Source organism: Thermomonas hydrothermalis, from assembly GCF_900129205.1.
In the GTDB taxonomy this organism is placed as follows: Bacteria; Pseudomonadota; Gammaproteobacteria; order Xanthomonadales; family Xanthomonadaceae; genus Thermomonas; species Thermomonas hydrothermalis.
In genome coordinates this window covers 25,537-44,856 of record NZ_FQUK01000021.1, presented here as the reverse complement: position 1 = coordinate 44,856, position 19,320 = coordinate 25,537, and the positions used below count along the sequence as shown (strand labels likewise).

General features: G+C 66.0%; 21 protein-coding genes. 7 read left to right on the top strand and 14 right to left on the bottom strand.

Annotated elements, in window-relative coordinates; translation table 11 throughout:
* Nucleotides 1-187: 187 nt before the first annotated feature.
* Both BUA29_RS07295 and BUA29_RS07290 read left to right on the top strand, forming a co-directional pair.
* A complete protein-coding gene (locus BUA29_RS07295) occupies nt 188-958 on the top strand; it encodes a helix-turn-helix domain-containing protein (protein WP_072755951.1) in 771 nt (256 codons plus the stop codon).
* Nucleotides 959-1,013: 55 nt separating this feature from the next.
* Complete coding sequence (locus tag BUA29_RS07290) at nt 1,014-2,249, top strand: MgtC/SapB family protein (protein ID WP_072755956.1); 1,236 nt, start codon at nt 1,014-1,016, stop codon at nt 2,247-2,249.
* A 125-nt stretch (nt 2,250-2,374) separates the two neighbouring features.
* Here BUA29_RS07290 and BUA29_RS07285 read toward each other — a convergent pair whose 3' ends face one another.
* The 3 genes from BUA29_RS07285 to nirK are packed head-to-tail and all read right to left on the bottom strand — an operon-like array spanning nt 2,375 to nt 5,299.
* Nucleotides 2,375-2,989 (bottom strand): SCO family protein, encoded by a 615-nt coding sequence (locus BUA29_RS07285; RefSeq protein WP_143148846.1) that lies wholly within the window; start codon nt 2,987-2,989, stop codon nt 2,375-2,377.
* A complete protein-coding gene (locus BUA29_RS07280) occupies nt 2,986-3,768 on the bottom strand; it encodes a formylglycine-generating enzyme family protein (protein ID WP_072755950.1) in 783 nt (260 codons plus the stop codon). Before BUA29_RS07280 ends, BUA29_RS07285 begins: the two co-directional genes overlap by 4 nt.
* Nucleotides 3,769-3,772: 4 nt before the next feature.
* The gene (gene nirK / locus BUA29_RS07275) at nt 3,773-5,299 is read right to left on the bottom strand and encodes a copper-containing nitrite reductase (protein ID WP_072755949.1); all 1,527 of its coding nucleotides are present in this window, start codon (nt 5,297-5,299) and stop codon (nt 3,773-3,775) included.
* Between the two features lie 561 nt (nt 5,300-5,860).
* Here nirK and rfbC point away from each other — a divergent pair.
* The gene (gene rfbC, locus BUA29_RS07265) at nt 5,861-6,421 is read left to right on the top strand and encodes a dTDP-4-dehydrorhamnose 3,5-epimerase (RefSeq protein WP_072755954.1); all 561 of its coding nucleotides are present in this window, start codon (nt 5,861-5,863) and stop codon (nt 6,419-6,421) included.
* Nucleotides 6,418-7,320: a dTDP-4-dehydrorhamnose reductase gene (gene rfbD, locus BUA29_RS07260; RefSeq protein WP_072755948.1), complete on the top strand. Its 903-nt coding sequence runs from the start codon at nt 6,418-6,420 to the stop codon at nt 7,318-7,320. The genes rfbC and rfbD overlap by 4 nt, the downstream gene beginning before the upstream one ends.
* An 81-nt stretch (nt 7,321-7,401) precedes the next feature.
* On the opposite strand, the gene BUA29_RS07255 is transcribed toward rfbD, so the two are convergent.
* The 6 genes from BUA29_RS07255 to BUA29_RS07230 form a co-directional block, all read right to left on the bottom strand.
* Complete coding sequence (locus tag BUA29_RS07255) at nt 7,402-8,220, bottom strand: M15 family metallopeptidase (protein ID WP_072755947.1); 819 nt, start codon at nt 8,218-8,220, stop codon at nt 7,402-7,404.
* A 25-nt stretch (nt 8,221-8,245) separates the two neighbouring features.
* Nucleotides 8,246-8,761, bottom strand: coding sequence for a PH domain-containing protein (locus BUA29_RS07250; protein ID WP_072755946.1), 516 nt, complete (start codon nt 8,759-8,761; stop codon nt 8,246-8,248).
* Between the two features lie 10 nt (nt 8,762-8,771).
* Nucleotides 8,772-8,978, bottom strand: a complete 207-nt coding sequence (locus BUA29_RS07245; protein ID WP_072755945.1) for a type II toxin-antitoxin system antitoxin — start codon at nt 8,976-8,978, stop codon at nt 8,772-8,774.
* A 12-nt stretch (nt 8,979-8,990) separates the two neighbouring features.
* A complete protein-coding gene (locus BUA29_RS07240; protein WP_072755944.1) occupies nt 8,991-9,854 on the bottom strand; it encodes an SPFH domain-containing protein in 864 nt (287 codons plus the stop codon).
* 252 nt (nt 9,855-10,106) lie between these two features.
* Nucleotides 10,107-11,021, bottom strand: coding sequence for a site-specific integrase (locus tag BUA29_RS07235; RefSeq protein ID WP_072755943.1), 915 nt, complete (start codon nt 11,019-11,021; stop codon nt 10,107-10,109).
* Between the two features lie 47 nt (nt 11,022-11,068).
* On the bottom strand, nt 11,069-11,800 hold the full coding sequence (locus BUA29_RS07230; RefSeq protein ID WP_143148845.1) for an arginyltransferase: 732 nt from the start codon (nt 11,798-11,800) through the stop codon (nt 11,069-11,071).
* 135 nt (nt 11,801-11,935) lie between these two features.
* On the opposite strand from BUA29_RS07230, the gene BUA29_RS07225 reads away from it, so the two are divergent.
* Nucleotides 11,936-12,421, top strand: coding sequence for an EF-hand domain-containing protein (locus tag BUA29_RS07225; RefSeq protein ID WP_072755941.1), 486 nt, complete (start codon nt 11,936-11,938; stop codon nt 12,419-12,421).
* 127 nt (nt 12,422-12,548) lie between these two features.
* Here the strand turns inward: BUA29_RS07225 and BUA29_RS07220 are convergent, their stop codons facing one another.
* Genes BUA29_RS07220 through BUA29_RS07210 form a run of 3 tightly spaced genes read right to left on the bottom strand, consistent with a single transcriptional unit; the run spans nt 12,549 to nt 14,852 of the window.
* Complete coding sequence (locus BUA29_RS07220) at nt 12,549-13,388, bottom strand: putative signal transducing protein (RefSeq protein ID WP_072755940.1); 840 nt, start codon at nt 13,386-13,388, stop codon at nt 12,549-12,551.
* Complete coding sequence (gene tesB, locus BUA29_RS07215) at nt 13,385-14,260, bottom strand: acyl-CoA thioesterase II (protein ID WP_072755939.1); 876 nt, start codon at nt 14,258-14,260, stop codon at nt 13,385-13,387. The genes BUA29_RS07220 and tesB overlap by 4 nt, the downstream gene beginning before the upstream one ends.
* Before the next feature lie 7 nt (nt 14,261-14,267).
* Nucleotides 14,268-14,852, bottom strand: coding sequence for an N-acetylmuramoyl-L-alanine amidase (locus BUA29_RS07210; protein ID WP_072755938.1), 585 nt, complete (start codon nt 14,850-14,852; stop codon nt 14,268-14,270).
* Between the two features lie 22 nt (nt 14,853-14,874).
* Between BUA29_RS07210 and BUA29_RS07205 the strand changes: the two genes are divergently transcribed.
* Together BUA29_RS07205 and rlmKL are read left to right on the top strand one after the other, a co-directional pair.
* Nucleotides 14,875-15,399: a hypothetical protein gene (locus tag BUA29_RS07205; protein ID WP_072755937.1), complete on the top strand. Its 525-nt coding sequence runs from the start codon at nt 14,875-14,877 to the stop codon at nt 15,397-15,399.
* Between the two features lie 4 nt (nt 15,400-15,403).
* Nucleotides 15,404-17,539 (top strand): bifunctional 23S rRNA (guanine(2069)-N(7))-methyltransferase RlmK/23S rRNA (guanine(2445)-N(2))-methyltransferase RlmL, encoded by a 2,136-nt coding sequence (gene rlmKL, locus BUA29_RS07200; protein ID WP_072755936.1) that lies wholly within the window; start codon nt 15,404-15,406, stop codon nt 17,537-17,539.
* Here the strand turns inward: rlmKL and BUA29_RS07195 are convergent, their stop codons facing one another.
* Entirely contained in the window at nt 17,540-18,346 is an 807-nt protein-coding gene (locus tag BUA29_RS07195; RefSeq protein WP_072755935.1) for an ABC transporter permease subunit, read from the bottom strand.
* Nucleotides 18,343-19,209, bottom strand: coding sequence for an ABC transporter permease subunit (locus tag BUA29_RS07190; RefSeq protein ID WP_072755953.1), 867 nt, complete (start codon nt 19,207-19,209; stop codon nt 18,343-18,345). Before BUA29_RS07190 ends, BUA29_RS07195 begins: the two co-directional genes overlap by 4 nt.
* Nucleotides 19,210-19,320: the final 111 nt, after the last annotated feature.

Here is a 19,320-nt window from a genome sequence, read left to right as displayed (position 1 = left end):
ACGCCGAGCGCCCCCACCACGCCCTCGGCCAGCGACCCCCGCTACACTTCCTGCTCCAGCACCAACCCGAGTGCCAAAGGTGGTGGACTCATACATTTTCCTTGCGCCGGGCCGGTTAGTAGCGCACCATTGCTGCCAGGACGCCAGCCGCGTGGGCTGGCGTGTTTTTCGCTGGAGCAACGCTGGCATGCGCGACCCCATTCCCCTGGATCTGGCCCGGCTACGCCGTTCCTGCTCCGAGTGCGCACTCGGCTTCCTGTGCCTGCCGGCTGGGGTGGACGCCGAGGACATGGCCCGGCTGGATGCGGTGGTGCGCAAACGCAGGCCGTTGGCGCGAGGGGGAACCCTGTATCGGCCGGGGGATGCGTTGCGCAGCCTGTACGTGGCCAGCGAGGGCAGCTTCAAGACCGTGGTGGTGAGCGCGGAGGGTGAGGAGCACGTGCTGGGCTTTCATCTGCCGGGGGAGCTGTTCGGGCTGGACGCCGTCGGCTCTGGCCAGCATCGCTGCCAGGCCATTGCCCTGACGGATGCCTTGGTCTGTGAGCTGCCCTTTGCCAGGCTTACGGAAATCGCGGCCGATTTGCCCAGCCTGCAGCAGCAGTTGCTCCGGGTGATCGGCCAGAGCGCCGACCGCGACCATGACCACGTCGATGTGCTGACCCGGCGCCAGGCTGGCGAGCGGATTGCCTTGTTCCTCCAAGGCTTGCGCGAGCGGTTGACTCGGATCGGGCGGCACGGCGACGAGTTTCAGCTGCCAATGAGCCGTGACGAGATCGCCCGTTATCTGGGGCTGGCGCTGGAGACGGTGAGTCGCGGCTTTTCCCGGTTGCAGGACGATGGCGTGATCGAGGTTCATGGCCGCAGGGTGCGCATCCTCGACCCGGAGGCCTTGCGTCGGGCGGCCAGCGGCGGGGATTGCCAGGGGTCATCGGCCACACGGGCCTGCGATCGCGCATAAGCGCAGCGTGGCGCTGGATTGTCGCCTCGCGCCGGGATTGGCTATGCTGCCGGGCATGGCATTGGATATTCAGGTGTTACAGGGGCTGCTGGTGGCGGTGGGCGCCGGTTTGCTGGTCGGCGTCGAACGTGAACGCCATCGCACAGGGTCGGTTCCGGCCACAGCCGGGGTGCGCACGTTTGCGCTGATCGGCTTAAGTGGCGCACTGGCGGAACGCGTAGGGGGCGTCGGCATCGCCGTTGGCGGGGCGTTCGTCGTCCTGGCGGCACTGGCGGCCTATCGGGCAAGCCGGGCGCGCGACCCCGGTCTGACCACCGAGACGGCGATGCTGGTGGTGTTCCTGCTGGGTGTGCTGGCCATGCGCGAATCGGCGCTGGCGGCAGGGCTCGGGGTGATGGTGGCGTTGCTGCTGGCGTCGAAGTCGCGTGCACATCATTTCGTGCACAGGGTCCTGACCACCCAGGAACTGCACGATGCCCTGTGGCTGGCCGCGGCAGCGGCCGTGGTCCTGCCGTTGCTGCCCGACCGGGCCATCGACCCCTGGCAGGCCATCAACCCGCGCCGCTTGTGGTGGCTGGCCGTGCTCGTGATGGCCATCAGCGCGCTCGGGCATATTGCCCAGCGTGCCTTCGGGGCCGGAACCGGCCTGCTGCTGGCCGGCTTTGCGGGTGGGTTTGCGTCCAGCACCGCCACCATCGCCAGCATGGGCGCCCGTGCCCGTCGGACACCCGCGTTGGCGCTGGCCTGCGCCGGGGGTGGCGTGATCTCCAACGTGAGTACGGTGATCCAACTGGGGGTGGTGGTCGGAGTGTTGGCGCCGGCCGTGCTGGCACACCTATGGCCTGCCTTGGTCAGTTCCGGAGTGGCGGTGACGGTGGTGGCTTTGATGGCCGCGCGGTCGGCCCGATCGCAGCCTGTCGGCGCAGACATGCCGATTGGGCGTGCGTTCGAGCCCAGGCAGGCGCTTGGCTTCGTCGGCCTCCTGGCGTTGATCATGTGGGTATCGGCGGTGGCCCAGCAGTGGTTGGGCCCAGTGGCGGTGCGGTTGACCCTGGCCTTGTCGGGTTTTGCCGATGTCCATGCCGCTGCCGCCTCGGCGGCGCAGTTGGCGGCGGCCGGCAGGATCCCGGAACAGACGGCGGTGACCGGGATTGCGCTGGCATTGGCCGCCAACTCCATGACCAAGCTGGTGGTGGCCTGGAGCAACGGCGGGCGCGCCTACACACTGCGCCTGCTGCCCGGTGTGCTGGCGCTGCTGTTGGCGTTTGCGCTGGGGGTGTGGCTGTCCTGACCTCGCAGCATCTGCGCCCGGATAGCTCGCGTTGCGTCCGTCGTATACCCCAGCGCGCTTTTTGCAAAACCAATCGCGAGTGTTTCGCGGGGCGGTCAGGTAGATCTTTGGGGCTTTTGATTTGATCAGGGGTTCCCAAGGGTCTTGCGTACCACGGCTACGAACTCGGGGTCGGGCTGGCTGCCGATTTTTTCGGTGCGGGCCACGATGCGGCCTTCAGCGTCGAGCAGGATCAAGGCGCTGCTGTGATTGAATCCACCATCCGCCAGCTGGCGATAGCGGATGCCGAGTATACCGGCAACCGTCCGCACATCATCTGCCCGCGGTGATGCCAGCGTCCAGCGTGCTGGGTCGAGTTTGCGTTGCTCAATGACCTTATTGAGAGCTGCTGGAGTGTCGCGGGCCGGATCCATGCTAATCAGCACCACGCCCAGTTTCTTTTGTTGCGACGGGGTGAGCTGGTGTTCGATCGCCTTGCCGGATTCCACGATCAGAGGGCACATGTACTGGCAGGAGGTATAGAACATTGATACCAGCCGTGGTGTGCCACGCAGGGTGCGCCAGTCGCGCGTCACGCCTTTGCTGTCGGTGAGTGGCAACGACAGTTGATAAACAGAGTCGTCGGGTAACGTCTGCACAGGCTGTGCGATGCCGGGAGCACCCGGGATTGCCAGCAGCAGAAACAAGGTAAGGCTGCTCAGCAGCCACTTGATTGGCAGGTATCCAGTTTTTTCGCTCATGGTATGTCCCTGGCACAGCGAAAGCCCATATTGGCGGTAGCGTCGCGGCTTTCCATAGAGGACAGCATTGCCACCCTCATAAGTACGGCATAGTTATTGCGATCCTTCATCGCTAAGGCACCAGCGCCACAAAACTTGCCTTTGTCAGGATCGCCCTGGGTCCGGTTGTCGACATCCACTAGCAGTGATGAAGCATCTTCGGTCCATTCCCAGACCAGGCCATGCAAATCCTGCACGCCATAGACGTTGGGCGCTTGCAACCCTACCCTTGGAAGATGGTGACTGGACGGGCGTGCATACCAGCGCAAGATGCGTTCCCGCCAGGCAGGGTCTCGCCTAGCATCGCGGCGGGTTTCATCTGCGGCAGCGGCATATTCCCATTCCAGCCAGGTGGGCAAGCGTGCGCCCAAGGATTTGCAATAGGCCTTGGCGGCAAACCAGCTCACCCAGACCACCGGCTGGTCGGGCTGGGCATCAGGGCCCAAGGTGTCAGGCCCTGTCCAATGCGAGAGGTAGCGTGACTCCGCGAATGCTGCGGGGATCCGGTCGCGCCGCCATTGTGGGTGACGTTTGACGAAAGCCAGAAACTCAGCATTTGTCACCGGTCGGCGCATCAGGGCGTATGCGCTGATGCGTACGCCATTCCTGGCATCCGGATAGTCCAGTGCTGAGACGAAGCGGCCACCCGGGATGCTGACAAAGTGTCCTGCCACTTCGCCGGCGACAAGGCCGGCGAGTGGCAGGATGGCAAGCAGCAGGCTGGCCAATGGCTTGCGCATGTTGTCAGTGCCCGTTCGGCTGGCCGGCTGATCCGGCAGCTCTTGCCTTGGCGACGTCGTCCTTGGTCACCTGGCCACCCGGGTTGCCCCAGCTATTGAGAACGTAGGTGGCAATGTTGGCCACTTCGTCATCAGTCAGCTGACTCATCGGAGGCATCACCGAGTTGTATTCCTTACCGTTGACGGTCACCTTGCCCTGCAGACCGTGCAAGATGATGTCCGTGATGCGGCTTGGGTTGGCTTTCAGGAAAGACGAGTTGGCCAATGGCGGGAAGACCCCTTCCAGACCCTTGCCGTCGGCCTGATGGCAGGTGGAGCAGGTGCCGGCAAACAAAACCTTGCCAGCGGCGATTTGCTCATCGCGGGTTAGCTTGCCGGCCTTGGCCGAGGCGGCTGCCGTGGACACCGGGGTGCGGTCGGTGCCAGTGGCCTGATCACCCAGATACACGGCATCCACTTCCTTACCCGAGTAGATGTCCTTGCGGTCCTCGCCCTCGGCTTTGAGGATCGCCAGCGCACCCTTGTTGAAGGCACGGAAAATGCTGTGATCGACCAGCACGTAGCTGCCCGGCACTTCCATGTGGAATTCCATCATCGCTGCGCCACCCGCCGGGATCAGCGTGGTTTGCACGTTCTCCTGGAAGCGGGTGCCGCCTTCGAACCAGACTTTGTCGAAGATTTCGCCGATCACATGGAAGCTGGACACTAGATTCGGCCCGCCGTTACCCACGTACAGGCGTACCTTCTCGCCAGTCTTGGCCTTTAGGGCCTTGTCACCGGTCAGCGAGCCTTCCATGCCATTGAACAGCACATAGGTCGGATGCTCCTCGATGGCCTTCTCCATGTCGAAGCCCTGGTGGCCTTTTTCGCGGTATTTGCCGGTAGTATAGAAATCGCCCTGCATCACGTAGTACTCGCGGTCCACTTTGGGCAATCCTTCCGGCGGCTCGACCAAAATCAGGCCATACATGCCGTTGGCAACGTGCATGCCCACTGGAGCGGTGGCGCAGTGATAGACGTACAGGCCGGCGTTGAGTGCCTTGAAGGTGAACTGCGATTCGTGCCCGGGTGCCGTGAAGCTAGACGCAGCACCGCCGCCGGGGCCGGTGACACCGTGCAGGTCGATGTTGTGGGGCATCTTGTTGCCGGGCAGGTTGCGCAGATGGAATTCCACGGTATCGCCCTGGCGCACCCGGATGAAGCTGCCCGGCACGGTGCCGCCGAAAGTCCAGAAGGTGTAGGTCACGCCCTCGGAGATCGGCATTTCCTTTTCCACTACGTCCAGGGTCACGATGACCTTGGCTGGATAGTTGCGGTTGACCGGCGGCGGGACATTGGGCGGGGAGGTCAATACGGCGTGGATCGGCTCGCCCTGCGGCGGGCCGAAGTCCCCTTGAGCCGAGCCGCCGGTGTCGGTGCTGGCGGCGATACCGGCGGCTGAACTCGGCGCGCGGGTCATGGCAAACGCCGACAGGCCAAGCGCAGTAGTGATGGCTAGGGCCAGCATCAGGGGGCGGGTTGGAAGTTTCATGGCAGGCTCCTTGCTTGGAGTGAACGGAAAGCTTGTCTACGCCTGTCATCATCAACTTTTTGCCGGCGCCAGCCCTGACCTAGATCAAGCATTGCAAGGAATATTTGCCTGCGTGGGCGCTGGTTTGGCCTGAATCACCAAGCCGAGGTCTGAAAGCGTGGAATCTGGCGGCCCCTCATGAACCGATGGGGGTGCCATGTTGTCGCGTCAATCCGTGTGCCTTGCGGCAGGGCATTGTGCCGGACAACCAGCGTTGGGGCGGCAATGTCGGTTGGCGACAGAACGAGCAGACCTTCGATGCCATCGAGCCGCGTTGGCGTCCCACTGCCGCCCTGACCGTGCGTTACGACTGGCTGGACATGGTGCATCGTGTTGCCAGTGATCGCGCCCTGAACCCGTTGCCACGCGAGCGGAATCTCGATACCCACCTGCTCAATGTTGCCTGGGCGCGTGGCGCAAGTCTGGCGGGCGCATCTGGCGGTGCCTTGATTCAGATCAGATCCGCCCCGCCTGGCGGATGCCCGCTATCATCGCGGGCATCCCATCAGGATGACGTCTGCCTTGAAACACCTGCCGACCCGACTTGCCGAGTGTTTGGTCATCGAACCGGAGGTGTATGTCGACGACCGGGGTTATTTCTACGAAGCCTGGAACGCGCAGCGGGCGAGTGGCCCGGGACTGCCGACGGCATTTGTCCAGCACAACGTCTCACGCTCGCGCTATGGCGTGTTGCGCGGGTTGCACTACCAGTGGCCGCAGCATCCGCAGGGCAAGCTGATCAGCGTGCTGGAAGGTGAGGTGTACGACGTGGCGGTGGACATCCGGCGTGGTTCGCCCAGCTTTGGTCAGCATGTCGCCGCGATCTTAAGTGCCGACAACCGGCGCCAGTTCTGGGTGCCGCCGGGGTTTGCCCATGGCTTTCTGGTGCTGAGTCAGACCGCGCTGGTGACTTATCTGTGCACGGCCCCCTATCACCGCGGCAGCGATCAGGCGTTGCGCTGGGATGACCCGGCACTGGCCATCGACTGGCCACTGGCGGAGGTCACACTGTCGCCCAAGGATGCGGCGGCTCCGCTGCTGGCCGATGTGCCGCCCGAACGCTTGCCGGTGTACGCGCCGTGAAGGTGCTGCTGCTCGGCGGCAGTGGCCAGTTGGGGCGGGCCCTGCGCGATCAGCTCCCGGCCCTGGGGACGTTGGTGGTGGCCAGCCGCACCGGCGCGGATGCCGATGTGGCGGCCAACTTCGATGCCCCGGATGGGTTGACCGACCTGGTCATGCACATCGCCCCGGATGTGGTGGTCAATGCCGCCGCCTACACGGCGGTCGATCAGGCCGAGCGCGAGCCCGATGTTGCTTTCCGGGTCAATGCCTTGGGGCCTGCTGCACTGGCCCATGGCTGTGCGGCCAGCGGCAGCCTGTTGCTGCACTATTCCACCGACTACGTGTTCGACGGCAAAGCCGGTCGGCCGCTGTGCGAGACCGACCGGCCTGCGCCGCTGAACGTGTATGGCGCCAGCAAACTCGCAGGCGAACAGGCCATCGCCGGCAGCGGTGCACGTCATGTGATCTTGCGAACTGCCTGGGTGTATGCCGCACACGGGCACAACTTCCTGCGCACCATGCTGCGTCTGGCCGGTACCCAGGACACACTGCGCGTGGTGGCCGACCAGATCGGGACGCCGACGCCTGCGGCCTGGCTGGCCCAGGCGACTATCGCCATCCTTGAGCAGGGCAGCTCGGCATCTGGCGTCTGGCATTGCGTGGCCTCCGGGCAGACCAGCTGGCATGGCTTTGCCGAAGCGATCATGGACGAGGCCCTGGCCGCAGGCCTGCTGGCACGGCGCCCGCAGGTGCTGCCCATCACCACCGCGGACTACCCGACGCCGGCACGGCGGCCTGCCTATTCGGTGCTGGACACCTCGAAATTGCAGCGGGATTTCGGCCTCACCCCGCCGGATTGGCGCGAGGGGCTGCGCGACACCGTGCGTACACTGGCGCACGTGCAGGGGCAGGCCCGCTGACAGTCTCCGGGGCTGTTGTCGGTTGGCGGGTCAACGTGAGCAGGCCCGCGCTGCCTCTTTCGGCCAATGGCCGGGCAGTGGTCACGACGGTGAAAACCGCCAATGCCAGGGCTCGTACACGATGCCGTGCGGGTTGTCGCGCGGGTAGCTCATCGTGAAGCCGTAGCCGCCGGCGTGCTGGCAAAGCCATGCAAATGCCGGGGTGCGCTCGAATGATTCCTCGGCGGGCGGTTCGCTCGGCGTGCCGATGTCCAGTGCCAGTCCCGAATGGTGTTCGGAAAAGCCCGGTGCGGCGTTGACCGCGAGAATCTCCGCCACGGTCTGGCCGCGTGCCCGCTTCCGTTCGAAGATCCCAAGCTGATAGTCGTGACTGCGATAGCCGGAGATGGCGTCCAGCACGATGCCGTCGATCAGCGCCGCTTCGCGCAGGCGCAGCCAGGCGCGGGCGGCATCAAAGCGCAGCCACAACGGGCGGCGCCAGCGGTCGAAACCGGCAAAGGTCAGCCAGGCGGGTTCCGCGACCAGCGGCAGGCCGGTGCGGGCGGCGTATGCGTGGGCATCCAGGCCCAGCGTGGCCAGCCGCTCGTGCAGGCGGTGCAGCGGCAGCGTGCCGATGGGATGGAACGCGCCGCCTGTGGGCGGAGGAGGCAGCGCCAACGCACGTCGCGCTGCGGCCAGGCCCGGTTCGTGCTGCAAGCGGGGAACCAGTGGGTGCAGGCCGTCCGCCAGCTCCGCGGCCAGGTACAGGCCATCGCGTTTGCGCCGCAGCACCCGTCGCGCACGTGCGAGCAGGCGGGCGGTGGCGTTGCCGCGCGCATGCAACAGTGCGGCCGGCCAGAGTTCGATCTCGGCCGTGTTGCGCAGGTGGGTCTTCAGCGGGGTCGGCGGCAGGTGGGGCATCCGGGCAGGTTAGCGCAGTGGGCCGTCACGTTGCCGCACGCAAGGCATCCAGCAGGGCCTGTGGTTGCTCGAGGCTCAGCAGCAGCTGGCTGCCGTCGCGCAACGGCAGCCACAGCACGCGGCGGCGGTCGGTGATCAGGCAGAACGCCTTACCGGGCTGGCCGCGTAGGCGGAAGTGCCCGGCGTAAAAGCCGGGGATTGCATAGCCATTGGTTTTCAGCCGTGGCTGAAGCTGCGTGTGCTCGGCCAGATCGACCACGCGGGCGCGCTGCAAATCCAGCTCGGCCAGGGCGATGCGCTTGCGGTAAAACGCGGCCCGGACCTCGAGCACGCCGTTGCCCAGCGAGACCGACCGGCGGCGCATGGCGAGCAGGGCGATCGTGAGCAGTAGCGGGGCCAGCAACGCCAGTGGGCCGTGTTGCCGGTAAGCAAGTCCACCTGCCACGGTGCATAGTGCGAGGATCACCAGCAGGATGGCCCAGGCGTGTGCAGGTGGCGGCGTGACGGCGAAGTGGCGGATGGAGGCAGATGAGCGACGCATGGTGGCGTGGTCATGATGTCGTCTTGGCCGTGCCGGAAGCGCCTTCCGGCGCCCCGGCATCGGCAGGTTTGGGCAGCCGCCCGGCCTTGCGCAGCGCGTCGCGCAGCACGTATTCGATCTGTGCGTTGAGGCTGCGCAGCTCGTCATCGGCCCAGCGCTGCATCGCCGCCAGGACCTCGGCGTTGATGCGCAGCGGATAGGCTTTCTTTTCGTTCACGGCGGCTGGCGCTCAGTACAGCGTGCCGGCATTGACGATCGGCTGGGTGCCGCGCTCGCTGCACAGCACAACCAGCAGATTGCTGACCATCTGCGCCTTGCGCTCTTCGTCCAGCTCGACCACGCCGTTCTTCTGCAGTTCGGCCAGCGCCATCTCCACCATGCCCACCGCGCCGGCGACGATGCGGGTGCGGGCGGCGATGATGGCGTTGGCCTGCTGGCGTTGCAGCATCGCCTGGGCGATCTCCGGGGCGTAGGCGAGGTGGCTGATGCGTGCGTCCAGCACTTGCACGCCGGCATCGGCCAGACGCTCGGCCAGTTCATCGCGTAGGTGCTGTGAGACTTCCGCAGCATGGCTGCGCAGCGCGATCTGGCCGTCCTCGTGCTGGTCGTAGGGGTAGCTGGTGGCCATCGTCCGCAGCGCGGATTCGGACTGGATGTGCACGAAGCTTTCGTAGTCGTCCACGTTGTAGACCGCCTCCGAGGCATCGACCACCTGCCAGACGATCACCGCGGCGATTTCGATCGGGCTGCCGTCCAGATCATTGACCTTGAGCTTGCCGGACTCGAAGTTGCGCACCCGCAGGGAGATCTTTTTCTTGAGGTAGAACGGGTTGTTCCAGCGCAGGCCGGCCTCCTTCACCGTACCGACGTACTTGCCGAACAGGCTCAGCACGGCGGCCTGGTTGGGTTCGACCATGTACAGCCCGCTCAGACACAGCGCGCCACCGCCGGCCAGCAGCAGGCCCGCGAGCATTTGCGGCCATTGCGACTGTTCCAGCGCGGGCATAAACAGCCAACCGCCAGCAAGCATGGCCAGCAGCAGAAGCAGCAGCATGGGGATGCCGGGAAGGGAGGAGATCAGGCGTTCTTTCATGGTGGCGCTCCTGGGTTGATGAGCAAATAGATATCACGAAGATATCTATATGACAAGAGTTGCCCGGGCGAGGCGGGCACAAGACGGCGTGGGGCAGTCGGTTCTGGTGGCACGCCCGACCGGGGGCGGCAGCGCCGCGGAGTCATCGCGCGGGCGATTGGGTTTGCGAACGCCGAATCCGGGCCTGCTCAGGCACCGACATGGGCGGATGCGTCCAGCAGAGGTGGCCGCAGGCCTTTCCTTCCGGCGGGCTTATTCGCGTTGCGGCACCAGATAGAAGATTGGAGCGGGCCGGGATTCGCCGGTGGCATACAGACCGGCACCACCGGCGCTGAAACCCAGTGCCTCGGCCTGTGGGATCAGCGGGACATCGTGCGCTTCTGGCGGATGCGCAACGGCATCAGACCAGGACTCGTTGGGGCCGCGGCGGTAAAACAGCACGCTGCCATAGGTCAGCACGGCAAGCGTCTTGCGGTCCGGGGAGATGTCGGCGGCGGTGACTTGGGAAAACAGGGCCGCCATCTGCGGGTCGCGGCGCTGCAGCTGTGCACTGACCTGCGGGACGTCGGCCAGTCGGCCGATGCGGCGAGCCTCGCGGATCGCACCATGCGGGTCGGCCAGCGGCAGTGTGAACAGCTCCGGTGGCGTGCGTTTTTTCGAGATCAACAGGATCTGGCCGCGCAGCGGATCAACGGCGACGGCTTCGCAGTCGCGCGGGCCGTCCGGCCAGCGCGCCGGGATCGACCAGGCCGGGCGCAGGGTGCCATTGGCCAGGGTTGCCGGCTCCTCGAAGACATGCAGCCAAAATTCCCGTCGCTGCCCACCGTTATCGCCGGTGTCGGCCAGCAGCAGATAGTGCCGGCCATCCAGGTCAAAGCTGGCGAGGTCTTCCCAGTCGATATTGCGCGCCCCTTTTACATCGAAGCGTGCCAGCACCCGGCCACGGGTGTTGATCGCATACAGGCGAGCCGGGTTGCCGCTGTCGTTATGCATCCACAGCACGTCATCGTGCGCATGGGAGGCAGCAAGCCCGCTGATTTCGTCCAGTTCCGGATCCACGACCAGCCCAGCCAGCCGGGAAAATGGCAATGACGGGGCCGAGCAGGCGGCAAGCAGAAAGGTAGTCAGCAAGGGCAGGGCAGCCCAGGTGGAAGCAGGACGCGACATGGGATCAGGATGGCACGGCAAACGTCCGCCTCCGCAGTCGGGCATGGTCAATCGTGACAGGTCGGTGGCAGCGTGCGCCAGGTGCGCCCATCGAAGGCCTGCAGCGGTGCGAACCGGCGCTTGTAATGCATTTTCGGATGGCCATCGATCCAGTATCCCAGGTACAGGTGCGTGCGACCGCTGCGTTTGGCCCACATCAGTTGGTGCAGGATTGCCAGTGTGCCCAGACCGCGTCTGGCCTCGTCGGGATCGTAGAAGGTATAGACCGCCGACAGCGCGTCATCGGTCAGATCGGTGACCGCCACCGCCAGCAATGTGTGGGTGACGCGCTGACGCAGTTCCAGGAAGCGGCTTTCGTTCCAGCTGCCAATCAGAAACTGGGTGAACTCGTGCGCCCCATGCCCGTCCATGCCGCCGCCAGGATGGCGCCGCACCAGATAGCGCTGATACAGCCGGAGGTATTCCTCGGTGCAGGCCGGACTGACGATATGCGGCTCGAGATCGGCATTGCGGCTCAGACAGCGGCGCTGGCTGCGGTTGGGCTGGAAGTCAGCCACCGGGATCCGCACCGGCACGCAGGCGCGGCAGCCCTGGCAGGCCGGGCGGTAGACGATATCGCCGGAGCGGCGGAAGCCCCACTGCAGGGCGGTCGGGTAGAGCGTGGGCAGGCGCGGGTCGCGCGGATCCAGCACCAGATCGCGCGCCTCGCGGCCAGGCCAATAGCCGCAGGCGTGCGGGACAGAGTGGAACAGCCGGAGGGTGTCGTCGTTGCTCCGCATGTGTGCAGCATAGCGCCCTTGTGAGGTGTAACGACTGCCAGCTGCGGGCATCGGTCACCCAATCGGCAGGTCAACCGTAGCGCTGTAGATGCGTTTCTGGCAGTACCCCGATGCGGTATCGGGAGGAGAGACGACATGAAACGACTGCACCTGATGCTTCTGGCATTGACGACGACCATGGCCTCTGCCGCGGCGATCGCGCAGGTGGCCCCGCCACCCGCCCCGCCAGCTGCGCCACCTGCCCCGCCGGCATCGCCCATGCAACGGGTGGATGCCAATGGTGACGGTGTCATCACGCGTGACGAGGCGGCCAAGTTCCCGCGTCTGGCAGCGCGATTCGACCAGCTCGACAAAAACAAGGACGGCAAGCTCACCTCCGATGAACTGCCGGCGCGGCACTGGCGCCAGGATGGCCAGCCGCCCATGGATCGGCAGCAGTGGCAGCAGCGCATGGCCGAGCAACGTGCCGAATGCTTCGACAAGGCCGACAGCAACAAGGACGGCAAGCTCAGTCGAGAGGAGTTCGACAAGATCCCGCAGGTGTGCCACCCGATGGGTGAGCACCGGCAGCGGCCACCGATGCCGGATAAGGCGCCGCCACCGCCCGCGCCTGGAAAGTGATGGCGATCGCGTGCGCTGTGGCAGGCGCACGGCCGGCGTGCGGGAATCGTCGAGCAGTTCGGAGATTCCCGCCGGCAAGGATGCCGCGTGGACTGACAGCAGATCGCAGTGCTCAGGCTTTCTTTCTTTAGCGACGGTCGGCGTCGGCGCTGGCCGGGCGCGTCGCCCCGATCTGCCATTGCCGGCCCTGCCGTGTCACCGACAGCACCTGTGGTGGTGATGTGCCGACCGCCAGCGTGACTTCGCCGCTGCCGCTGCCATCGGTCATGTAGTCATCGATGGCGATGGTGTTCGCTGCTGCCTCGTGCTGGCCAGCGCAGGCCGAGGCGGGGCGCAGCTGGATGGCGGCCGGCACGCGCGCGGCCGCCAGCGCCGCAGGGGACGGGTCGCGTCCATCCACGCGCACGCAGGCCTGGGCAGGGGTCTTCCCGTGCAGGGCATGCTCCAGCAGCCGTGCGACCAGTGCGGTTGGCACGTCATAGCGGAACACCTGGGGATCGGTGATGGTCTCCAGGGTTGGCATCGCCGGCGCCGCCGTTGCAGGAGCCTTGTTGGCGGGTGCGGGCGCGGGTTTGCGCGTCTGCACCAGCGCCAGTGCAATCACGGCGCCGATCAGCGCTAGCAGCCACAGCTTCAGCCGCCTCCCTGGCGCTGCCGGACGGCGCGTGACAGTCGCTTTCTCGGTGGTCTGCAGGGCGGCAGGCAGGTAGCCGCCCTGCTGGCGGGCGTCTTCCAGCAGGCCAAGTTCACGCAAAATCTGCCGGCCGCGCGGTTGGTCCTCGGCGCGGACGATCCAGACGGCGGGCATCTGCTCGGGCAACTTGCGGCTGTCGTAGCTGAAGTTGCCGCGCCGGTAGCCGCGGTAGCTGCGGCCATGCTCGATCTTGACCTCGATGCCGGCATCACGCAGCAGCCGGGCCACCGCCTCGACGTTTTCCAGGCGCAGGCTGGAAAAGACCTTCCTCATCGTGTGGCGGCTTCAGGCAGAACCCGGATCATTCCTTCCTGGGCAGTGCTGGCCACCAGCCGGCCATTGCGGTCGTAGATCAGGCCGCGCGCAAGCCCGCGGGCGCCTTGTGCGCTCGGGCTGTCGATCGAATACAGCAGCCAGTCGTCGGCGCGGAAGCTGCGGTGGAACCATAGCGCGTGATCCAGCGAGGCCATCTGCACATTGGGCTGGTAGTAGCTGATGCCGTGCGGGAAGGTGGCGGTGCCGAGCAGGTGGAAATCGCTGGCATAGGCCAGCAGCGCCCGATGCAGTTCCGGCGAGTCACCGACCGGTGCCGCCAGCCGGAACCAGACCTGCTGGTAGGGCGGGCGCTTGGGGGGGTTGAGCTCGTCGCGCGGATAGACGTGGCGGAACTCGAACGGGCCGGCGCGGTTGAGCCAGCGTTGCACCATGGTGGGCAACTGGGCCAGCCGTTCCGGCGGAATCGCCGGTGGCGGTTCCAGGTCCTCGGGCATGGGAACCTCTGGCATCGACAGCTGGTGTTCGGCGCCTGGCTCCTCTTTCTGGAATGAGGCGGCGCAGAAGAAGATCACCTTGCCATGCTGGACCGCAGTGACCCGCCGCACCGAGAAGCTGCCACCGTCGCGGGTGCGATCGACGTGGTAGACGATCGGCGCTTCGATGTCACCGGCGCGCAGAAAATAGGCGTGCAGCGAGTGGGCCGCGCGCGGCTGGGTCATGGTGGCCTGTGCGGCGGATAGGGCTTGGCCGAGCACCTGTCCGCCAAAGACGTATTTGGTGCCGATATCGCGGCTCTGACCGCGGAACAGGTCGTCTTCCAGCCGCTCCAGCGAGAGCAGCTCGATGAGCTCGGAGACAGGGGCATTCATGCGCGGATTATACCGGCGGTCCCGCATCGGCCATGGCGGGCAGCCGTGCCAGCGGCACGGCCGCCAGTACCCGCGACCAAGGGAACTGTGGGCCGGGATCGCGTTTGCGGGGGACCAGGATGGCCGGATCGTTGCTGGCGGGCACCGCCTCGCGATCGAGATCCTCGTGGCCGGCGATCCAGGTCAGCCCCGGCAGCGTTGTCTTGAGCCACTGCAGCAGCCCGATCAAGGCGTCGATCTGGGCATCGGGATAGGGCGTGTCCATCGCCTGGTGGCGGGAGTCCAGCCAGTGCGGGTAGCGGCCGCGGTTGACCAGCTCGATGCCGAGGCTGCGAGCGTTCCAGCCGCGGACGTGGTGGGCGATGCGCTCGACCGGCACGTATTGCTCGATCCGCCCATCGCGGTCGATGTAGTAATGACCGCTGTTGCCGGTGCCGGATGGATACATCACCCGCTCGCCATAATCACGCGCCGTGGCCAGATCAGGCAGCTCGGTGCAGTGGATCACCACGGTGTCGATGGCCGCTGGCGACCGCGTTTCGAGCCGGTCGGCATAGGGCAAAGGATGCGGGTGGATCGTGGGGGCGGCCATGCACCGATGCTAGCATTCGCATATGAAAGGACATTGCATACTTTCCCACGGTTTCGAAAGCGGCCCCGACGCCACCAAGGTGACTGCGCTGGCAGAGGTGGCCGAGCGCCTGGGCTGGAGCCATGAGCGCCCGGACTACACCGATCTCGATGCCCGCCGCGAGGTGACCCCGCTGGGCGACGTGCCGGCGCGCATCGAGCGCTTGCTGCGGCTGGCGCGGGCAGCGGCTGAGCGCGGCCCGCTGGTCCTGGCCGGTTCCAGTCTTGGTGCCTATATCAGCGGCGTGGTGTCGATGCAGGTGCCGGTGGCGGGCCTGTTCCTGATGGCGCCGCCGGTGGTCATGGAAGGTGCGCCGCCAATGCCGGCGTCACTGGTGCCGACCTCGATCATCCACGGTTGGCATGACGAGCTGATCCCGGTCGCGCAGGTGGTGGACTGGGCCGCAGCACGCAGTGCGCGGCTGCTGCTGGTGAATGATTCCCACCGCCTGTCCGACCACGTGCAGGCCAGTGCCGACGCGTTCGCCGCACTGCTGGCTACGCTCTGACGTCATGCGTTTTTTCGCGTCCTGCGGCAAGGGTCTGGAATACCTGCTGGCCGACGAGCTCATGCAGTTGGGCTGTGTGCGCGCCACCGCCGCCATTGCCGGCGTCAACGTTGAAGGCACCCTGGACGATGCGCTGCGGGCGGTGTTGTGGTCGCGACTGGCCAGCCGCATCCTGTGGCCGATTGCCGAGTTCGACTGTGCCGACGCGGATGCCCTGTATGCCGGGGCCGTGGCGGTGGAGTGGTTGCGGCATCTGTCGCCGGAGCACAGCATCGCCATCGACGCGCACGTCTCCGGCGACGCGTTGACCCATGCCCGGTATGCGGCACAGCGGGTGAAGGACGCCATCGTCGATACCCTGCGGCAGCAGACCGGGCAGCGCCCGGATGTGGACGTGGAGGCCGCCGATGTGCGCATCCATCTGGTGGTGCGCAAAGGGCGGGCCACGCTTTCGATTGATCTGTCCGGCGGCCCGATGCACCGCCGTGGCTGGCGGCGCGCCCAGGGTGAGGCACCGCTGAAAGAAACCGTGGCCGCGGCGGTGTTGTTGCGCGCCGACTGGCCGCAGGTGTATGCGCAAGGCGGTGATCTGCTCGACCCCATGTGCGGTAGCGGCACCCTGCTGATCGAAGGTGCCTTGATGGCCGCCGACGTGGCGCCGGGCTTGCAGCGCCATGGCGCGCGGCTGCCGAGCCGCTGGCTGGGGCTGGACCGCGACGCCTGGGCGCGCCTGCACGCCGATGCCGAAGCACGGGCAGCGCAAGGCCGCGCTGCGCTGCGCCCGTGCATCCATGGCAGCGACCGTGACCCCGCCGCGATCCGGGCCGCGCGTGAGAACGCGCAGGCCGCCGGCGTGGCCGAGGCCATCGACCTGTGCCAGCGCGATATCGCTGCGCTGCCGGCATTGGCGGCCCCGCGCGGCGCCGTGGTCTGCAACCCTCCCTACGATGCGCGGTTGCAGGCCGATCCGGCCCTGTATCGCCAGCTTGGAGATGCGCTCAAGCGGGCGGTTCCCGGCTGGCGCGCCGCGCTGTTGTGTGGTGATGAGGCGTTAGCGCGCGCCACCGGTCTGCGGGCCAGGAAACGCTATGGTGTTTTCAATGGACCGCTTGCGTGCAGCCTGATTGTCTGCGACCCCATCCTTCCGCCACAACGTGAAGCCAGCGACCGACGCGAGCTTCCGGCGGGTGCGCAAATGGTGGCCAACCGGCTGCGCAAAAATCTCGACAAGCTAGCGCGCTGGCGCCAGCAGGCGCAGGTGACTTGTTTCCGTGCCTACGATGCCGACATTCCGGAATATGCCTGCGCCGTCGATGTGTACACGACGGTCACAGGCGAAACCTGGCTGCACGTGCAGGAATATGCTGCGCCAGCCGAGATTCCGGAGGCCACCACCCGCCGGCGCCTCGATGAGCTGCTGCTGGCGGTACGCGAAGTGTTTGCCGTGCCGCGCGAACGGGTGGCGGTGAAAACCCGTGCGCCCGGCAAGGGCGGCAGCAAATATGGGCGGCTGGCACAGCGCGGTGAGTTTTTGACCGTGCGCGAAGGCCCGGCGCTGCTGCAGGTCAATCTGTTCGACTACCTCGACACCGGGTTGTTCCTCGACCACCGCCCGCTGCGCGCGCGGATGGCGCTGGAAGCGCGCGGCAAGCGGTTTCTCAACCTGTTCTGCTATACCGGTGTGGCCACCGTGCAGGCGGCGGTGCAGGGCGCGGCGCAGACCACCAGCGTGGACCTGTCGGCCACCTATCTCGAATGGCTGGCCGACAACCTGCGCGGCAATAACATCGGCGGCACCCGCCACCGCATCACCCAGGCCGATGCGCTGACGTGGCTGGAGGCCGATCGCGGCGAATACGACGTGATCTTCTGCGACCCGCCGACGTTCTCCAACTCCAAGCGTGCCAGCGACTTCGACGTGCAGCGTGACCACGTGCGCTTGCTGCGCGCGGCGGTGGCGCGGCTGGCGCCGGGCGGCGTGCTGTACTTCAGCAACAATTTCCGCCGCTTCCGGCTGGACGAAGCGGCACTGGCCGAGTTCGCCCAGGTGGAGGACATCAGCGCGTCCACCATCCCGCCGGATTTCGCCCGCAATCCCAGGATCCACCGCGCCTGGCGGATCATCCGGCGCGGCAGCTGATCAGCGACTGCCGGCCTGCTCGCGCCGGTGCATCAACAGGCCGGCGGCCACGACGCCGAGTGCGACTACGCTGACGATCAGCGTCGCTAACGCATTGATCTCCGGGGTCACGCCTAGCTTCACTTTCGAATAGATCAGCATCGGCAGGGTGCTGGCGCCGGGGCCGGAGGTGAAGCTGGCGATGACCAAGTCGTCCAGCGACAGGGTGAAGGCCAGCAGCCAGCCCGCCAGCAGGGCGGGTGCGATCAGCGGCAAGGTGATCAGCCAGAACACCTGCCATGGACGCGCACCCAGATCCATCGCGGCTTCTTCCAGGCTGTCATCCAGTGTGCTCATGCGTGAGCGCACCACCACCGTGACGTAGCAGGTGGTTAAGGTGATGTGGGCGATGGCAATGGTGCCCATGCCGCGTTCCGGCCAACCCAGCATCTGCTGCAGGGTGACAAACAGCAGCAGCGAGGACAGGCCGAGCATGACATCGGGCATCACCATGGGCGCGGAGTTCATCAGGCTGAGCAGACCGCGGCCGGGGAAGCGGCCGAACCTCGAGAGCGCCAGCCCGCAGGCGGTGCCCAGCACGGTAGCAGCGGTGGCGGCCACGGCGGCAATGGTCAGGCTGCGTGCCAGCGCCTGCAGGATCTGCTCGTTGGAGAACAGGGCCACATACCAGCGGGTGGAGAAGCCCGCCCAGACCGTGGCCATGCGCGAGGCGCTGAACGAATACACGACCATTGAAACGATGGGGACGTACAGCAGCGTGTAGCCTGCCGCCATAGTCAGCCAAAGCCCCCAGGGATGGCGCCTCATGACTGCGCCTCACGACGTTCGTGGCGGTTTTCGATGTATTCAAACAGCAGTGTCGGGATCACCAGCAACAGCAGCATGGCGACCGCAACTGCAGACGCCAGCGGCCAGTCACGGTTGGTGAAAAACTCCGTCCATAGCACCCGGCCGATGGTCAGCGCATCCGGGCCACCCAGGATGTCGGGGATCACGAACTCACCCACCGCCGGAATGAAGACCAGCAGCGCGCCGGCGATGATGCCCGGCATCGACAGCGGCAGCGTGATTCGCAGAAACGCCTGCCAGGGTTTTGCACCGAGATCGGCTGCGGCTTCCAGCAGGCTGAAATCCAGCCGCATCAGCGTGGCGGTGAGTGGCAGGATCATGAACGGCAGGTAGTTGTAGACGATGCCGATGTACACGGCGAGGTCGGTGTGCAGGATCGCGGTGCCAGGCTCGACCAGCCCGAGCGAGGCCAGTGCACTGGTCAGCACGCCGTTGGCCTTGAGCATGCCGATCATTGCGTAGGTGCGCAGCAACGAGCTGGTCCAGAACGGCAAGATCACCAGTATCAGTAGCAACATCCGCCATGCCGGCCGGGCACGGGCGATGCCGTAGGCGATGGGATAGCCAAGCAGCAGGCAGCACACGGTGGACACACTGGCGAACAGCAGCGATTTCAGATAGGCCGTGACATACAGTGGATCCTCAAGCAGCAGCAGATAGCTGCCGGTATGCAGGTGCAGGCTGGTGGTGCCGTCGGCGCCGTGTTCCACCAGTGGCGTGTATGGAGGTGCCTGCCCGAATACCGCCTCGGCGAGACTGATCTTCAGCACGATCAGGAACGGCACTGCAAAAAACAGCAGCAGCCACAGCATCGGCAGCATGATCACGAAGAAGCGCCCGCGCCGGGTGCGGAACTCGATTCCCACCGCACGGAACCATCCGAACAGGTTGCGGACAACCTCGGCCCACAACTGCGACCAGAGACCGTTGCT

What these genes read in the sequence shown, in the direction of transcription:
- BUA29_RS07295 (WP_072755951.1), top strand. Translation starts at nt 188, where the DNA reads ATGCGCGACCCCATTCCCCTGGATCTGGCCCGGCTACGCCGTTCCTGC.
- BUA29_RS07220 (WP_072755940.1), bottom strand. Translation starts at nt 13,388, where the DNA reads ATGAGGAAGGTCTTTTCCAGCCTGCGCCTGGAAAACGTCGAGGCGGTG.
- BUA29_RS07205 (WP_072755937.1), top strand. Translation starts at nt 14,875, where the DNA reads ATGAAAGGACATTGCATACTTTCCCACGGTTTCGAAAGCGGCCCCGAC.
- BUA29_RS07230 (WP_143148845.1), bottom strand. Translation starts at nt 11,800, where the DNA reads ATGCGGAGCAACGACGACACCCTCCGGCTGTTCCACTCTGTCCCGCAC.
- rlmKL (WP_072755936.1), top strand. Translation starts at nt 15,404, where the DNA reads ATGCGTTTTTTCGCGTCCTGCGGCAAGGGTCTGGAATACCTGCTGGCC.
- BUA29_RS07240 (WP_072755944.1), bottom strand. Translation starts at nt 9,854, where the DNA reads ATGAAAGAACGCCTGATCTCCTCCCTTCCCGGCATCCCCATGCTGCTG.
- BUA29_RS07250 (WP_072755946.1), bottom strand. Translation starts at nt 8,761, where the DNA reads ATGCGTCGCTCATCTGCCTCCATCCGCCACTTCGCCGTCACGCCGCCA.
- BUA29_RS07285 (WP_143148846.1), bottom strand. Translation starts at nt 2,989, where the DNA reads ATGAGCGAAAAAACTGGATACCTGCCAATCAAGTGGCTGCTGAGCAGC.
- BUA29_RS07190 (WP_072755953.1), bottom strand. Translation starts at nt 19,209, where the DNA reads ATGCTGCCGATGCTGTGGCTGCTGCTGTTTTTTGCAGTGCCGTTCCTG.
- BUA29_RS07255 (WP_072755947.1), bottom strand. Translation starts at nt 8,220, where the DNA reads ATGCCCCACCTGCCGCCGACCCCGCTGAAGACCCACCTGCGCAACACG.
- BUA29_RS07290 (WP_072755956.1), top strand. Translation starts at nt 1,014, where the DNA reads ATGGCATTGGATATTCAGGTGTTACAGGGGCTGCTGGTGGCGGTGGGC.
- BUA29_RS07210 (WP_072755938.1), bottom strand. Translation starts at nt 14,852, where the DNA reads ATGGCCGCCCCCACGATCCACCCGCATCCTTTGCCCTATGCCGACCGG.
- BUA29_RS07280 (WP_072755950.1), bottom strand. Translation starts at nt 3,768, where the DNA reads ATGCGCAAGCCATTGGCCAGCCTGCTGCTTGCCATCCTGCCACTCGCC.
- BUA29_RS07225 (WP_072755941.1), top strand. Translation starts at nt 11,936, where the DNA reads ATGAAACGACTGCACCTGATGCTTCTGGCATTGACGACGACCATGGCC.
- BUA29_RS07235 (WP_072755943.1), bottom strand. Translation starts at nt 11,021, where the DNA reads ATGTCGCGTCCTGCTTCCACCTGGGCTGCCCTGCCCTTGCTGACTACC.
- tesB (WP_072755939.1), bottom strand. Translation starts at nt 14,260, where the DNA reads ATGAATGCCCCTGTCTCCGAGCTCATCGAGCTGCTCTCGCTGGAGCGG.
- nirK (WP_072755949.1), bottom strand. Translation starts at nt 5,299, where the DNA reads ATGAAACTTCCAACCCGCCCCCTGATGCTGGCCCTAGCCATCACTACT.
- BUA29_RS07195 (WP_072755935.1), bottom strand. Translation starts at nt 18,346, where the DNA reads ATGAGGCGCCATCCCTGGGGGCTTTGGCTGACTATGGCGGCAGGCTAC.